Annotated in this window: 10 protein-coding genes; 5 read left to right on the top strand and 5 right to left on the bottom strand. The window is 65.2% G+C overall.

From position 1 onward, the window contains the following. Positions 1–128 precede the first annotated feature (128 nt). The 3 genes from GEV06_05115 (at position 129) to GEV06_05105 (ending at position 5069) form a co-directional block, all read left to right on the top strand. Complete coding sequence (locus GEV06_05115) at positions 129–1739, top strand: PEGA domain-containing protein (protein ID MPZ17278.1); 1611 nt, start codon at positions 129–131, stop codon at positions 1737–1739. 85 nt (positions 1740–1824) lie between these two features. Beyond that, positions 1825–2841 (top strand): TonB family protein, encoded by a 1017-nt coding sequence (locus tag GEV06_05110; protein MPZ17277.1) that lies wholly within the window; start codon positions 1825–1827, stop codon positions 2839–2841. Positions 2842–2978: 137 nt separating this feature from the next. Continuing rightward, entirely contained in the window at positions 2979–5069 is a 2091-nt protein-coding gene (locus tag GEV06_05105; GenBank protein MPZ17276.1) for a DUF2339 domain-containing protein, read from the top strand. Positions 5070–5118: 49 nt separating this feature from the next. On the opposite strand, the gene gltD is transcribed toward GEV06_05105, so the two are convergent. The 4 genes from gltD to GEV06_05085 form a co-directional block, all read right to left on the bottom strand. Then, positions 5119–6570: a glutamate synthase small subunit gene (gene gltD / locus GEV06_05100; protein ID MPZ17275.1), complete on the bottom strand. Its 1452-nt coding sequence runs from the start codon at positions 6568–6570 to the stop codon at positions 5119–5121. Positions 6571–6576: 6 nt separating this feature from the next. Continuing rightward, positions 6577–11358 carry a glutamate synthase subunit alpha gene (locus GEV06_05095; protein ID MPZ17274.1) on the bottom strand — a complete coding sequence of 1594 codons (4782 nt, stop codon included), beginning with the start codon at positions 11356–11358 and terminating at the stop codon, positions 6577–6579. Positions 11359–11583: 225 nt separating this feature from the next. Continuing rightward, positions 11584–11913, bottom strand: coding sequence for a type II toxin-antitoxin system PemK/MazF family toxin (locus GEV06_05090; protein MPZ17273.1), 330 nt, complete (start codon positions 11911–11913; stop codon positions 11584–11586). Continuing rightward, positions 11903–12148 carry an AbrB/MazE/SpoVT family DNA-binding domain-containing protein gene (locus tag GEV06_05085; protein MPZ17272.1) on the bottom strand — a complete coding sequence of 82 codons (246 nt, stop codon included), beginning with the start codon at positions 12146–12148 and terminating at the stop codon, positions 11903–11905. Before GEV06_05085 ends, GEV06_05090 begins: the two co-directional genes overlap by 11 nt. Positions 12149–12378: 230 nt before the next feature. Between GEV06_05085 and GEV06_05080 the strand changes: the two genes are divergently transcribed. Further along, on the top strand, positions 12379–13971 hold the full coding sequence (locus GEV06_05080) for a sulfatase-like hydrolase/transferase (protein MPZ17271.1): 1593 nt from the start codon (positions 12379–12381) through the stop codon (positions 13969–13971). Between the two features lie 15 nt (positions 13972–13986). Here the strand turns inward: GEV06_05080 and GEV06_05075 are convergent, their stop codons facing one another. Then, positions 13987–14370 carry a DinB family protein gene (locus tag GEV06_05075; protein ID MPZ17270.1) on the bottom strand — a complete coding sequence of 128 codons (384 nt, stop codon included), beginning with the start codon at positions 14368–14370 and terminating at the stop codon, positions 13987–13989. A 370-nt stretch (positions 14371–14740) separates the two neighbouring features. Here GEV06_05075 and GEV06_05070 point away from each other — a divergent pair, with 370 nt between their 5' ends. Next, a complete protein-coding gene (locus GEV06_05070) occupies positions 14741–15595 on the top strand; it encodes a phosphatase PAP2 family protein (GenBank protein ID MPZ17269.1) in 855 nt (284 codons plus the stop codon). Position 15596: the final 1 nt, after the last annotated feature.

Raw genomic sequence — 15596 nt, 5'->3', positions numbered from 1 at the left:
TCGCTCTTCTTCCGGGACGCAGCCTGTCGGCCGCGCCCCGAGCGAGCGAGTCGAGGGGCGACGCTCACTTGCGGGCCCCGGGTGCTCAGTCGCGAGCGGATTGGAGTTTGTCGTGGGCAGAGTCAACCATGAGTGGTGAGCCCCGGCCGCGTACTTGGGCCACCTCCTCTCCTGGCAGCCAAGTCAGCAAGCCGATTTCCGGTGAAGAGTCAGCGCCGCTCGTGAGCGGTGAGCACACGCCGCAGCTCGTGTGGCCATCGCGCGACGAAGAGCTCGGTGCGCTCGAGGCCTTTGCACCAGAGGCGAACACGCCGCGGGCCCTGGTGGTGGAAACTTCCTCCGCCGCCGAAACCCCAAGCGCCTCGAGCCTCAGCCCCTCGACCCGTCAAGAACCTGAGGATGGCCCTGAGCACGGCCGAGGGGGGACAAGCTCAGGACGTCCCGACGCAATCGAGTCTCGCTCAGGGTCGTCCCTCGACTCCGCTCGGGACCAGCCCCTCGACCCGGCTCGGGGCGGGCCCGTCGAGAGACGAGAGTCTGAGGGTCCCAGTGCTGGGTCAAGTCCCGGGGCGGTGCAACCCGCTACGCTTGGACAGCCCGCGCCGCCAACCGAAGCGGCAGGGCGCGGTGGCGCCGGCTCACCTACTGGGCACACCTTTCTCGCGCCGTCGACCCGCGCGCCAGGCGCGCCTCCCTCGATCCTGCACGATCGTCAGGCGGAGCCCAGCGTGTCGATCGCCACTGGGCGCTCGCGCCGTTTGATGCGGCTCCTGCTCGTGGGCCTGATCCTGGCCGTTCTCGCGCAGGGAATCTACATTGCAGTGCGGTTCTTTGGGCCTGGCAGGGGTGGTGGAGCCACGGCCGACGGCGAGATCATCATCGAGTCGCGCCCGAGCGGTGTCGACGTCGCGATCGATGGCCGGCCGCGTGGGAGAACCCCGCTGAGCGTCCGGGTCTGGCCCGGGTATCACGTCGTCGAGCTGCGTGCCGGTGGCGTTGTCCGCCGGCAACACGTTGGCGTCGCGGCAGGACAGGTCGCTTCACAGTACGTCGAGCTGGGTGGGGCGGCGCCTCCCTCCGATACGCCGGAGCCGGTAGCGAACGCCGGCGCACTCGTCATTACCAGCGATCCGAGCGGTGCACAGGTGGAGATCGGTGGTCAGACGCGCGGCACCACCCCGCTGACCCTGAAAGAGCTGTCCGTAGGCCGCCACAGCGTACGTCTGAGCCGAGAGGGCATCGAGCAGACACGTGACGTCCAGATTCGCGGCGGTCAGACGACGAACTTGGCAGTGGCGTTGGCGCCAAAGCCGCCACCCCAGCCGCAGACGGGACAGGTGACCATTGCCTCGAAGATCCCAGTCACGGTGCTGGAGAAGGGTGAAGTTCTCGGATCCAGCGATGGCGGCCAGCTGGCGCTCCGGCCCGGCAGGCATGTGCTGACCCTGGTGAACGAGACGTATGGCTTTCGCAACGAGCAAATGATTGACGTCGCTGCCGGCCGTGGCCTCACGGTGGCCGTCACGCTGCCGGATGGCCAATTGCACGCCAATGCGACGCCGTGGGCAGAGGTGTTCGTCAACGGTCGCTCGCTCGGCGAGACCCCGATCGGCCAGGCCACGCTGCCCGTGGGACGCTACGAGCTGGTGTTCCGTCACCCGAAGCTTGGCGAGCGACGCGTGCCCGTGACAATCCGTGCCGATGAGCCAGCAGTGGCAACAGTGGATTTCAGCCAGTAGTGCAGGCCTTCATTCAGGCCTGCCCATCAGGTGATTGCGGCGCGCCCCCCTCCCTGCCGTCACGCGTTCTCCGGGGGAGAGTGTCATGACTACGGTTCGCCAGAACATCGTTTGGATCGCCGGCCTCGCCACGATCTTTCTGGCCCCGCTGCTGGTGCGGGCACAGGAGCCGCTCGAGCGGGCAAAGGCGCTGTACGCGTCCGCACAGTTCGCCGACGCGCTGGCCGTGTTGACCGGCATCCGGCCGGCGACACGAGCCGAGACCGTGGGCGCGGCCAAGACACGAGCCCTGTGCTTGATCGCTCTTGGTCGAGCGCCGGAGGCAGAGGGCGCGTTCGAGACGCTCGTCGAAGCAGATCCACTGGTGCGACTCACCGAGGCGGAAGTATCGCCGCGCGTGCGCGAGCTGTTTGGCGAGGTCCGTCAGCGCGTGCTGCCGTCGCTCGTCAAAGAGCGCTTCGCAGCAGCCAAGACACTCTTCAGCGAGGGAAAGCGCGACGAAGCAGCGGTCGCGTTCAAGGAGCTGAGGCCGCTCCTCGACGATTCTGATCTTGCAAAGATGGGCACGTCCGATCTGCGTGTCCTGGTGGACGGTTTCCTGGCGCTGACTTCCGCAGCAGATGATGCCCCTGCGTCTGCCTCGGCGCCGAGCCCGGTGCCCCTCGAAGTCGCCCCGGCCCCCTCTGAGCCAGCAGCGAATAGTGACGGCGCCAGTACTCCGAACGAGGAGACCGACGGGGATGGAGCGGCGGCGCCCGGTGGTACCGCGGCTGGCGAGGATACGACGGATGCGGCAGCGGACGTCCCACCAAGCAAGCCTCGTGCCGCGACGCCACCCGAAATCATCCCACCAGTCGTCATCAGCCAAAAGGTCCCTCCGCCGCGCGGCATCACCCTCAATCGCCAACCCGCGACGCTGGCACTCGAGGTGCTCATCGACGAGCAAGGGCGCGTCGAGCGTGCGGCGGTGACGCAACCGCTACACCCAATCTATGATGCGCTGGTGTTGGACGCCGCCGAGAGCTGGCAATACAAGCCGGCGACGCGAGACGGCCAACCCGTGAAATTCCTCAAGGCCATCGAGATCACAGTTCGACCTTGAGAAGGTTCAACGGTACGTAGCACGGTCGCTACGTGCTGTGGCAGGCCCTCGCCCCTAGCACTTCTTCTAATGCAGAATGACCGATGTGAGAGCCTGTAGGCTCTTGCAGAGCTGGTCTTGCGTTAGGAGAAGCGCTGGTGGAGCTCCTGTTCCTACTCCTGCTGATGGCATTCTTTGCAGCCATCGGCATCGCCTTGCTCGTTCTGATTCCGGTGCTGCTGGTCCGCCGGCAACAGCCAACTGTGCCCGCACCCTCCGCCAGGGCAGCAGCAGCGGAGCACACGCCGCACCAATCGATGCCTCCAGAGTCGTCGGCGTTGGAGAGCCATCCTGAAGCTACCGGCCCGGCGCCCGCCGCGCCGCGCGGAGAGATCGAGACGCTCATCGGCACGCGCTGGCTCCTGTACATCGGCGTGGCAGCGATCATCCTTGGCCTGGGATACTTCGTGCGCTATGCGTTTGCGCAACTGTGGCTGAACGAGGTGACGCGCGTAGGACTCGCAGCCACAGCGGGCGTGGGGCTCATCGCGCTCGGTGAACGGCTGGTTGCGCGCGGCACGCCCCTGTTTGGCCAAGTGCTGAGCAGTGCCGGCCTGGTCGTCCTATATGTGGCCGTCTACGCCGCATACGGCTATTACGCGCTGATCGAGAGCGCGCTGGCGTTTCCTCTGCTGCTCGGTGTGACCGCACTCGCATACGTGCTAGCGCGCCGCTACGAGTCGCTGCCGTTTGCCGCCTTGGCAGTGATCGGTGGCTTCGTCACGCCCTTCCTCGCCGGCGGATACCGCGAGAGCCCCATCGCGCTGCTCACCTTCGATTTGGTTCTAGCGGGCGGTACGGTGGTCATCGCGGCGCGCCACGACTGGCCCGCTCTGCCGGTCCTTGCGTACGCTGCCACCGCGGCAAGCTTGCTCGGCTGGGCGAACAGCGCCTACCAGCCGTCGCTCTGGCTGACGACCGAGCTGTTCCTGACCGCATTTGCAGCGGTCTTCATCCTGGCGGCATTACAGGCAAGGCACTCGAGCTCGCCCAGGAAGGACGTCATCGTTGCAGCGATCCTCTCGGCGCCGGTCTTGTACTACATCGTCTCGCTCGGCCTGCTCGCGGGACATGATGCAGCACTCCTCGTTTTCCTGGTCGCGCTGGCGCTGGTAGGCGTGATGTTCGACGTCGGTTCCGAACGCCGGGATGCCACGCTCGTCTTCTGGGCTGCAGCGGCTGTGCCGTTCTTGGTGCATGCGCAAGGGTTCGCGCGCGGTGAGTGGCTGTGGCCGGCCCTTGGGGCCGGTGGAGCGATCTATGTAGCGCATCTGCTGGTCGCCTGGCGTTCGGCGGGTGCCTCGGATAGTAGTCAGCCCCGGCCCGTTCCCCTTTCGCGCGTGGCGCTCATTCACTTGAATGGGTGGTGGCTGTTCGCGGTCAGCTATCAGCTGCTGGGCGTTCATGCGCCGGACTGGCAAGCACCTGCCACCCTCGGTCTTGCCGCTGTCAACGGCCTGGTCGCGACGGGGCTTTGGTCGCGCCTGCCCGCGGCGGCCATGCACCACCTGGGCCTCGCGCTCGGCCTCACGGCAGCCTCCATCGTTATTTGGCTCGAGGGCTACGTGGCTACCGTGGCGCTAGCCATCGAAGGCTGCTCGCTCGTCTGGCTCGGTCTCATCGGCCAGCGCCGCTGGGCGCGAGGCGTGGGTGAGTTACTGGTGATCGTCGCCGGTCTTCGTCTCGTTGGCCACCTGCTTTCAGGCCACGCTGGCATCGCCGTGCCTTTCCTGAATACGCTCGCCTTCACGAGCACATGCGTCGTGGCCGTCATGTACGTGACCGCAGCCATGTACCGACGATGGGAGGCCGCGGCGCAGGATGGCATGCGCGCGCTGCTCTTCGTCAGCGCGAATCTGGTCACTCTGCTCGCGCTCACCGTCGAGACCAGCACGGCGTTCCAACACCTGGGTTACAGCGGTAGCTGGTTGACGTCGCCGGATCTTGCGCGGCAGGGCACCATCTCGGCACTGTGGGCGGGATACGCCCTAGTACTCGTCGCCATCGGCCTCAGGCGACAGTACGCCCCCATTCGCTATCTGGCGCTTGCGCTATTCGCCGTCACGATCCTCAAGGTTTTCGTGATCGACCTCGCGACGCTCAGCCAGTTCTACAAGATGGCGACGGTGTTGGTGCTGGGTGTGCTGCTACTGATCGTGTCGTACCTGTACACAAAGAGACCGACGTAAAAAGAAGGCGGTCGGGGCCGTGGGCACTGGTCCCGACCGCACGGGGGATTCAGGAGGAGAATGAGGGCAGAGCCGATCTTGCTGCCGACAAATAGCGATCCACCGCGGCCGCAGCACGTCGTCCTTCGGCAATCGCCCAGACAATGAGCGACGCGCCGCGGCGGGCATCGCCCGCGACGAAGACACCGTCGGCCGTGGTGTGGTAATCCGCGTCGTGCTTGATGCGACCGCGAGCATCGAGCTCGATGCCAAGCTGCTCGAAGAGCGGACTGCGCTCTGGGCCAACGAATCCGGTCGCGACGAGCACGAGATCCGCATCCTCGACGAAATCGGTTCCCTCGATTGGCTTGAACGTGAGCCGCCCGTTCTCGACAATCGTCTCGACACGCACACCGTGCAGCCGCGTCACCCGACCCTGGCCGTCTCCCTCGAGCCGGGTCGTCATCAGCGAGTACTCGCGCGCGCCGCCTTCCTCGTGGGCCGCGGATACGCGGAAGATGTTGGGCCATTCCGGCCACGGATTATTGGACACACGGGCGTCCGGTGGCCGAGGGGCAATCTCGAACTGCAGGACCTCCCGCGCGCCTTGGCGGTGCGCCGTGCCCAGACAGTCCGCGCCAGTGTCCCCACCGCCCAGAATGATCACGCGCTTGCCGCGGGCAGTGATGTCCTGTACCGGATCGAGCGAGTCCCCGGCCAGCCGTCGATTCTGTTGCTCGAGATAGTCCATCGCCAGATGGACCCCGGCAAGATCGTCACCCGGCACATTGAGGCCACGCGGTGCCGTGGCTCCAACCGCGAGACACACAGCGTCGAAATCGCTGATCAACTCCTCACCCGTCACGTCAACGCCCGCGCTGACACCCGGCCGAAACAGGACGCCCTCGGCCACCATCTGCTCGAGCCGCCGATCGAGCAGGCGCTTGTGCATCTTGAAATCGGGGATGCCGTAACGGAGTAAGCCGCCCACGCGGTCCGCACGCTCGAAGACGACGGCCTCGTGGCCTTCCCGCGCGAGCTGCTGCGCGCAGGCGAGACCGGATGGGCCAGACCCGATCACGGCAACGCGGCGCTCCGTGCGATGCGCCGGTGGCTCCGGGACTACCCATCCCTCGTCCAACCCGCGGTCGATGATGCTGACCTCGACCTGTTTGATCGTGACCGGATCGTCGTTGATGCTGAGCACGCACGAAGACTCACACGGCGCCGGACACAAACGACCGGTGAACTCCGGAAAGTTGTTGGTCGCATGCAGGCGGGCAAGTGCTTCACGCCAGCGATCGTGGTAGACGAGATCGTTCCACTCCGGAATGAGGTTCCCAAGCGGGCACCCCTGGTGGCAGAACGGAATGCCACAGTCCATGCAGCGCGAGGCCTGCCCGCGCAGGCTCGCCTCCGGAAACGGCTCGTACACCTCGTCGTAGTCGCGCACGCGCACGTCGGCCGGCCGGCGCGTCGGCGTCTCCCGTCGAAACTCGATGAACCCAGTCGGATTACCCATCTTGTGTCAGGCGCTGGCCAGTAGGGCCAGCTCTTCCTGTCTCTCCCGCTCGAGGGCACGCTTGTAGTCGATTGGCATCACCTTCGCGAAGCGCCCAGCCTCCGCCGGCCAACCGTCGAGCAGCTGCTTGGCCACCGAGCTGCCGGTCAGCTCATAGTGCCTGGCCAGCATGCCCTGCACGAACTGCGCATCGTCCTCATCCAGCGTCTCGAGCGCCACCATCTCGAGGTTGCAACGCCGCTCGAAGTCACCGTTGACATTCGCGACGTAGGCAATGCCGCCGCTCATGCCGGCCGCAAAATTACGCCCCGTCGCCCCAAGCACCAGAACGCGTCCACCCGTCATGTACTCGCATCCGTGATCGCCGACACCCTCGACCACAGTGTGAGCACCACTGTTGCGGACAGCAAACCGCTCGCCCACGACACCGCGCACGAATAGCTCGCCGCCTGTGGCGCCGTAGAGCATGACGTTACCCGCAATGATGTTCCGCTCCGGGACGAAGCCCGCATTCGCGGGCGGGACGAGAATCAACCGGCCGCCCGAAAGCCCCTTCCCGACATAATCGTTGGCATCACCCTCGAGCGTCATCGTGATACCGCGCGGGAGGAACGCTCCAAAGCTCTGCCCCGCCGACCCGGTGAAGCGCAGCTCGATGGTGTCGTCCGGCAACCCCTCGGCACCGAAGCGTCGGGTGACCTCGCTCCCCAGCATCGTGCCCGTGGCCCGATTGACGTTCCGTATTCGGCGCGACGCGTTCACGCGCTCGCGACCGAGCAGCGCCGGCTCTGCAATCTTCAAGAGCTCATTGTCGAGCACCGAACGCAGCCCGTGCTCCTGCGCCGTCACAGCATGCAGAGCTACCGTCGTGCGCTCGGTGTCGGTCTCGGTCTCCAGCCACGGAGCGTAGAGGATCGTGGAGAGATCGAGCCCGTGCGCCTTCCAGTGCTCAACGGCAGGCACGACGTCGAGCAGGTCCGCTCGGCCGATCATCTCGTCCAACGTGCGAAAGCCGAGCTGCGCCATGTGCTCGCGCACCTCTTCGGCAACGAAACGGAAGAAGTTGACGACGTGCTCGGCACGCCCTGTGAACTTTGCGCGCAGCTGCGGATTCTGCGTCGCGACACCTACCGGACAGGTGTCCAAGTGGCAGACGCGCATCATGACGCAACCCATGACGACGAGCGGTGCCGTGGAAAAGCCATATTCCTCGGCGCCGAGCAGTGCGGCAACCACGACGTCACGCCCCGTCTTGAGCTGCCCATCGACCTGCACGACGATGCGGTCGCGCAAGTCGTTCGCAATGAGCGTTTGCTGCGTTTCGGCGAGGCCGAGCTCCCACGGGATGCCGGCGTGCTTGATCGAGGTCAAGGGACTGGCGCCCGTGCCGCCATCGTGGCCGCTGATGAGCACATGGTCGCTCTTCGCCTTGGCCACACCGGCCGCCACGGTGCCAACACCCACCTCCGCCACCAGCTTGACGCTGACCCGCGCCCGTGGGTTCGCGTTCTTGAGATCGAAGATGAGCTGTGCGAGGTCTTCGATCGAATAGATGTCGTGATGCGGCGGTGGGCTGATGAGACCGACACCCGGCGTCGAGTAGCGAACCTTGGCGATCCAGGGATAGACCTTGTTGCCCGGAAGCTGCCCTCCCTCGCCCGGCTTGGCGCCCTGCGCCATCTTGATCTGCAGCTCGTCGGCGTTGACGAGATACTCGCTCGTGACGCCGAATCGAGCCGACGCCACCTGCTTGATGGCGCTGCGCCGGGAGTCGCCGTTCGGATCCGGGACGTACCGTTGCGGATCCTCACCTCCCTCGCCGCTGTTCGAGCGCCCGCCGAGGCGGTTCATGGCCACCGCGAGCGTCTCGTGCGCCTCTGCGCTGATCGCGCCATAGCTCATCGCGCCCGTACAGAAGCGCTTGACGATATCGTCGACCGGCCCCACCTCGTCGAGGGGCACCGGCGTCCGGCCGGCGGGCCGAATCGCGAACAGGCCCCGCAGCGTCGCCATGCGCTCGCTCTGCTCGTCGACACGACGGGTGTACTCCCGGAACATGTCGTAGCGCGCGGAGCGCGTCGCGTGCTGCAGGCGAAAGACGGTCTCCGGGTTGAAGAGGTGGTATTCACCCTCGCTGCGCCATTGATATTGGCCGCCGCTGTCGAGCTCGGGTAACACGCGGCTTGGCGACGCGGGGCCTGAAGGCCCCGCGCTACGCACGACCGTAGCAGCCGCCGGTAGCGCGCGGCCTTCCGCCTTCGCATAAAGCTTCGGCGGCCGCGCGTACCCGAAGGCCTGCGCGTGATGCACGAGGGTCTCGCGCGCAATCTCGCGAATGCCGAGACCGCCGATGCGTGATGGCGTGTAAGTGAAGTACTTGTCGACGAGCTCCTTCGACAAACCGACAGCCTCGAACACCTGTGCCCCGCGATAGCTGGCAATCGTCGAGATGCCCATCTTGGACATCACTTTGACGACACCCTTTTCTACGGCCTTGAGGTACTGGCGGCGCAGCTTGGCCGCTGGCATCGTGGGATCCACGAAGCCGAGATCGCCAAGCGCCGGCAGCGTCTCCAGCACCAGCCAAGGATTGACGGCGCTTGCACCGTAGCCGATGAGCGTCGCAAATTGGTGCACCTCGCGCGCCTCGCCCGTCTCGACGATGAGCGTCACGTTCGTGCGCGTGCCCTCGCGAACCAGGTGATTCTGCAGCCCTGCCACCGCCAGCAGCGCGGGAATCGCCGCGTGATGGGCATCCACCGCCCGATCCGAAAGCACGAGGACCCTCGCACCCTTGCCAATGGCAATGTCCGCCTTTGCAAACAACGCCTTGAGCGCCGGCTCGAGCCCCTCCTCACCCTCCGCGACCGGAAAGATCATGTCGAGCGCCGTCACGTAGTACGGGTTGTCTGGCTCGGGCCCCTTGCGTTCTCCAGCACCAACTGCCGGCTCGAGATCGGCGCTTCGACCGTTCGCGGCAAACCGGTGCCCCACGCGGTCGTACTGCGCAAGCGCCTTGAAGCGGGCCATTTCCTCGTTGTCGAGGAACGGGCTGTCGCACAGAATCATCCGACAACTGTCCGGTTCCGGGTCGAGCAGGTTTCGCTCGGGTCCGATGGCGGTCGTCACCGACGTGACCAGCCGTTCTCGGATCGCATCCAGCGGCGGATTGGTCACCTGCGCGAACAACTGCTGGAAGTAGTCCGCCAGCGCGCGTGGCCGATTGCTGAGCACCGCCAGCGCGGCGTCGTTCCCCATCGAGCCGACCGCCTCCTCGCCCTTCATCGCCATCGGCGCCAGGAGCAGCTTGAGCTCTTCCTGCGTGTAGCCGAAGGCGAGCTGGCGAACGTGTCGCTCATCGGGCTGGAGTGCCGGCGGCGGATCGGCCGGATCCAGGTGATCGAGTGGAATGAGATTCTCCGCGACCCACTGCTGGTATGGCTGTTCCGTTGCAATTCGATGCTTCAGCTCATCGTCACCAATAATGCGCTGCTCGTGCAGGTCGACGAGGAACATCCGCCCCGGCTGCAAGCGTCCCTTCTCCGCGATGCGGTCCGCCGGGACATCGAGAATGCCCACTTCGGAGCCGACGATGACGAGGTCGTCCTTCGTGACCCAGTAGCGCGCCGGTCGCAAGCCGTTTCGGTCGAGGACGGCACCAATCTGCCGCCCGTCGGTGAAGCAAATGCAGGCGGGTCCGTCCCACGGCTCCATGAGACAGGAGTGATAGGCGTAGAACGACTTCTTCTCGGCGCTCATGCTCTCGTGGCGCTCCCACGCTTCGGGGATCATCATCATCACGGCATGCGGGAGCGAGCGTCCGCCCAACGCCAAGAGCTCCAGGACGGAGTCGAAGCAGGCCGAGTCGCTGAGCCCTTCCCGGACCACTGGCAGGATCTTCGGAATGTCCCCGTCGAGAAGCGGTGACGCGAGCTGCGCCTCGCGCGCGCGCATCCAGTTGATGTTGCCGCGCAGCGTGTTGATCTCGCCGTTGTGCGCGACCATGCGGTAGGGATGCGCCAGCTCCCAGCTCGGAAACGTGTTGGTCGAAAAACGCGAGTGGAACAGACACAGCGCGCTCTCGAGCCGCGGGTCGTCGAGATCCGCGAAATACTCGCGGAGCTGCATCGGCGTGAGCATGCCCTTGTACACCAGCGTGCGACACGAGAGGCTCGCGACGTAGAAGTACTTGCGGTCGTCGATGCCGCTGGTGCGGACGAGCGTCTGAAAGCGCTGCCGAATGACGAGCAGCCTCCGCTCGAAGGCGTCCTCATCGTCTGCCGCCTCGCCGGGCGCCAGGAAGACGTGGTCCATCGCCGGCTCGACGCCCTTGGCAATGTCACCGAGACTGCGATTGTCGGTGGGAACGCGGCGCCAGCCGAGAAGCTGTTGGCCCTCCTGCCGCACGACCATGGCAAACAGCATCTTTGCGAGGGCGTTCGCCTGTGGGTCTGGTGAGCCGAAGAACAAGCCAACGGCGTAGCGCCCGGACGCGGGCAGCGTCGTGAGCCGGGGGGCGCTCTCGTCCGCCGTGATGCGGCCGAGCGCCGCCTCACGGCGGAACAGTTTGTCAGGAATCTGGATGAGGAGACCCGCCCCATCGCCCGTGCAACAGTCCCCGCCGGTGGCCGCGCGGTGCGCAAGCCGTTCGAGCGCCTCGAGACCAAGATTGACAATGGAACGGCTGCGACGCCCCTTGAGATTCACGAGAAAGCCGACGCCGCAGGCGTCGTGCTCACGATCCGGTGTGTAGAGGCCACCTTGGGGTCGCTGGGGATACGGGTCCATCAAGCGCGCTGCCTTTCTTCGTACTGCCCACGGGAGATGGGAACACAGAGACCGCCGTACTCTCGGTTTCCAGAGCACGATGGCGGCCGGCGCCCCTCGAGCAGAAAGACCGTGCAGCGATTATATGCATAGGATCGTTCGTATCTATTATTTTGATGGTAGGCATAGCCTGGCGTTATCGCGCGCTCGCGAGTGGTTGGAACCGGCTGGACGGCTGCCTGCCGCCTACCAGAGATGCTGGCGGACGCTCGCGCGGATTGCCTTCTTGTCTGGCGCCGCCAGCGAGCCGATCCGGCGGACGATGAGGCGATTGTCGAGGGTGAAGATCTTGAGGCGGACGATGCAGGCGGTACGGAGTCCAGCGGCATCGAGATTGGCAATCGAGGTGTCGCCGGGCCAGGGCGCATGACGCTTGGTGGTCATCATGGCCATCACGCTGTGCCCCTCGGCATTGAAGCGGCGCGGGCTCAAGATGAGCGCCGGACGACGCTTTTGCCCACTACGATCCGTGAAGGGAAACGGCACGGCCACGACCTCCCAGGCGTCACAGGTCACGGAACGCCTCTTCGTCCTCCGGCGTACTCCACTCGTCGAGGGTCTCGCTGAGGGCCGCATGGAACTCGAGGTCGAATGGCTCCACACGGCGGAGCGAGACGCGTCCCTCGCCCAGCTCGTAGGCGATGTAATCCCCGGGCGCCACGCCGAGGGTCTCTCGCACGGCCCGGGGTATCGTGACCTGCGCCTTTCGCGTCAGACGGCTGGCGTAGCGAACGTCTTGGTGCTTCGCCATGGCTCCCTCCATGAGGCCTTACAGTCGTTCAGGTATTACTGCATTCTCAGCGCTCTACCTTACTTCCTTACCATGATCTCCACGGGTCGGTCAAGGCACGGGAGTTGAGTGTTGAGGTGTTGAGCTCTGAGCTCTCTTTCCCGATCACCTGACGCTGTCGGAAGGGCCTGCGCTCCTTGTGTGTGGGAAGACGATACCTGTATATTGGGCGGGCATCCATAACTCGAGCCATGCTTCGCTTCCTTGTCACCACCCTTCCGCTTCTGTACGTCATAACAACCTCGGTCGGATCCGAGCCCTTTTCCGCTGGAGAGAGAGCGCGCGCGCACAGTGGACAGAGCACGGAATCGGCGACTGAGGCACAGCCATCGCTGCAACTACCGCCCATCCCCAACGCGAAGCCCCGCAACGTCGTCTTCATTCTGGTGGACGACTTGCGGTACGACGTGTTCGGCTTCACGGGCCACCCGTTCGTCGAAACACCCCACATCGACGCGCTGGCTCGCGGCGGCGTGCACTTCCCGCATGCGGTGGTCACGACCTCGCTCTGCTCGCCGAGCCGAGCGTCCATTCTGACCGGGCTCTACGCGCATCGGCACCGCGTCATCAACAACAACGAGCCTGTCCCGCCTGGCCTCGTGTTCTTCTCGCAGTACCTGCAGAACGGCGGCTACGAGACCGCGTTCGTCGGGAAATGGCACATGGGCCACGATACAGACGACCCCCAACGCGGATTCGATCATTGGGTCAGCTTCAGTGGGCAAGGACAGTATCTCCCGGGGCCCAAGACGATCTTCAATGTCAACGGCCGTCATGTCCCACAGAAGGGATACATCACCGACGAGCTCACCGACTACGCCCTCGACTGGCTGAAAGAGCGCGATGCGAAGCGCCCGTTCATGCTCTACTTGTCGCACAAGGCCGTCCACGAGAATTTCACGCCGGCCGAGCGCCATCAAGGGCGCTACGCAAAGCAGCAGGTGGACTGGCCCGCCTCGTTCGATCCCACCACCGATCCGGCCGGGCGTCCCATGTGGGTCACCAACCAACGCAACAGCTGGCACGGCGTCGACTTCGCGTACTACGGCCGGCGCGACATCACGGAGGAGTACCGTCGGTACCTGGAGGCCGTGTTGGCCGTGGACGACAGTGTGGGTCGCGTGGTTGAGGCGCTCCGCGAGCAAGGCCTGCTCGAATCAACCGTCATCATGCTCATGGGAGACAACGGCTTTGCCTGGGGTGAGCATGGTCTCATCGACAAGCGGACAGCATACGAGGAGTCGATGCTGGTACCGCTCGTCGCGTATGCGCCAGGCGAGCTTCCCGCAGGCGGCAAGGTCTCGGAGGTCGTGGGGAACATCGACATCGCACCGACCGTGCTCGCGGCCGCCGGGCTCCAGCCGCCTTCGGACATGGACGGCCGCAGCTTCCTCGACCTCGCGCGAGGCAAAGAGGTGCCGTGGCGGGACTCCGTGCTGTACGAGTACTTCTGGGAACGGAACTTCCCTCAGACGCCGACCATCCATGCCTTGCGGGCGCAGCGTTACAAGTACATCCACTATCACGGCATTTGGGACTTGGACGAGCTGTACGACCTACAAGCCGACCCTGGCGAGATCAAGAATCTCATCAACGATCCCGCGCACAAGGAGGTCGTGGAGCAGATGAACCAACAGCTCTTCGACGTCCTCGAGCAGACCGACGGCATGCAGATGCCGCTCTATCGAGATCGCGGCGGCCAGAACAACCTGCGGCGTAAGGATGGACCAGGAGCGACGGCGTTCCCCGAGAGCTTCAAGAGCGATCCCAAGCCGCCTCGGTGACGGTCCCATCGCGCTTCAACCCTGAGCGAAGATTTGCCCTAGGTGATGCTCCACGTGGCGGACGTAGTCCACCATGTGGTCGGCCAGGGTCGACGGCTCGTCAGGCGAGACCACGCACTCGTTCCCGAGTGACTCCTTCGGCACCCTGTTCATCACGTGAACGAGGTGCTGGTTGTACAGCCGCCAGAGCTCGACCAGCTCGAGCCACGGACGCTCGCGATAGCCTTGTGCCGCGACCCACTGGTCCTGCTGGTACGGAGGAAACTGCAGGCGAACGACGGCTTGAGCCCGGATGAAGCGATGGTGATTGTTGGCGGCGGAATCGATGAGATGCCCCAGGATTTCCTTACGACACCACCTCATCGCGAGCGGACATTCCAAGCTTGCGCGCTCGGCCATGGTCTGCAACCGCGGGTGAGCATCCCGGAGATCGAGCGCGTCATCCTGCTCAAGGATGGCCGGCTCTTCCTGGACGGGCCGAAGGAACAGGTGCTGACATCCGCCGTGTTACGTGAGCTGTTCGGAAGCGCGGTCGAGCTCGTGCGGCGAGATGGGTACTACCACCTCTGGTAGCCTAGTGTGCCTCTCCAGGCCAATCGGCCCCGATGCAGGCTCGGCCCTCGAGACAAGACGAACAGACTCGTCACGTTGTCGTTACGCGTGTGTCGTCAGCGTCACCATCTTCTCGAACCTGGCTACTTCGTAGATCCCCAAGCCGATAACCGATTTAGGAGATGGGAACGACCGCAGCGGCTGACGGAGAACCGCCATGCGTGTGAGCGAGTGGATTGCCGTCACCTATTTCGTCGTCACGGCTCTCGTCGCGATCGGAGGGGCGAGGGGCGGCGTTGTGCAGAAGCGGCTGGCCGTGGCCGGGCTCGCCGCGGCTGCCGTGGCACTCGTGATTGCGATGGCCGCGGCGGCGGACGCTGCCTGGTGGCTCGCGATCGCACGTGACTGGGCGCCCGCTGCATATCTGATGTTCGGCTACTGGCTGCCTGGCTGGCTGCAGCGTCCCCCCAATCCTCGTCTGGAAGCGTGGCTCGCAAGGGCCGACCGACAGCTGCTCACCTGGCTCGGGTCGAATCTGGACTCGCCGTTCTGGCGCAGCGCCATGCTCGAAGCCGTGTATCTGCTCGTTTACCCGTTCGTCCCGGCCTGTTTTCTTCTGCTGTACTCGACGGCGCCATCCGAGGTGTCCGATACCTTCTGGTCAGCGGTGCTGGCCTCCGGCTACGCGTGCTACGGCACGCTGCCGTGGTTGCCCGCGCGGCCGCCACGACAGATCGCAGCGCACGATCGATCCGACAATCCTCACGCGCGACCGGCCGTACCCGCCTCACTTGCACATCGCGTGCTCCGCCAGCTGAATGAGCATGTGTCGGGATCCATGGGTGTCGGCGGCGACACGCTTCCCAGCGGCCATGTTGCCGTGGCGGTCGCTGCGGCCTTGGTCGTGGCGCAGTTTCTTCCGATCGCCGGCATGCTGCTCATCCTGCTGACACTGGTGATTGCTGCGGCAACCGTCGCTGGACGCTATCACTACCTCGTCGACGCGGTTGGGGGACTGGCGGTCGGCATCCTCGCCTGGCTCGTTCTCAGGTGGATCGGCGCGGGAGGCTGAC

This window comes from Luteitalea sp. (assembly GCA_009377605.1).
Lineage (GTDB): Bacteria > Acidobacteriota > Vicinamibacteria > Vicinamibacterales > Vicinamibacteraceae > WHTT01.
This window is presented reverse-complemented; position numbering and strand designations above follow the sequence as displayed.

Excerpts from the sequence above, each read along its gene's own strand:
- GEV06_05115 (MPZ17278.1), top strand. The coding sequence starts at position 129 with ATGAGTGGTGAGCCCCGGCCGCGTACTTGGGCCACCTCCTCTCCTGGC.
- GEV06_05110 (MPZ17277.1), top strand. The coding sequence starts at position 1,825 with ATGACTACGGTTCGCCAGAACATCGTTTGGATCGCCGGCCTCGCCACG.
- gltD (MPZ17275.1), bottom strand. The coding sequence starts at position 6,570 with ATGGGTAATCCGACTGGGTTCATCGAGTTTCGACGGGAGACGCCGACG.
- GEV06_05095 (MPZ17274.1), bottom strand. The coding sequence starts at position 11,358 with ATGGACCCGTATCCCCAGCGACCCCAAGGTGGCCTCTACACACCGGAT.
- GEV06_05085 (MPZ17272.1), bottom strand. The coding sequence starts at position 12,148 with ATGGCGAAGCACCAAGACGTTCGCTACGCCAGCCGTCTGACGCGAAAG.
- GEV06_05080 (MPZ17271.1), top strand. The coding sequence starts at position 12,379 with ATGCTTCGCTTCCTTGTCACCACCCTTCCGCTTCTGTACGTCATAACA.
- GEV06_05075 (MPZ17270.1), bottom strand. The coding sequence starts at position 14,370 with ATGGCCGAGCGCGCAAGCTTGGAATGTCCGCTCGCGATGAGGTGGTGT.
- GEV06_05070 (MPZ17269.1), top strand. The coding sequence starts at position 14,741 with ATGCGTGTGAGCGAGTGGATTGCCGTCACCTATTTCGTCGTCACGGCT.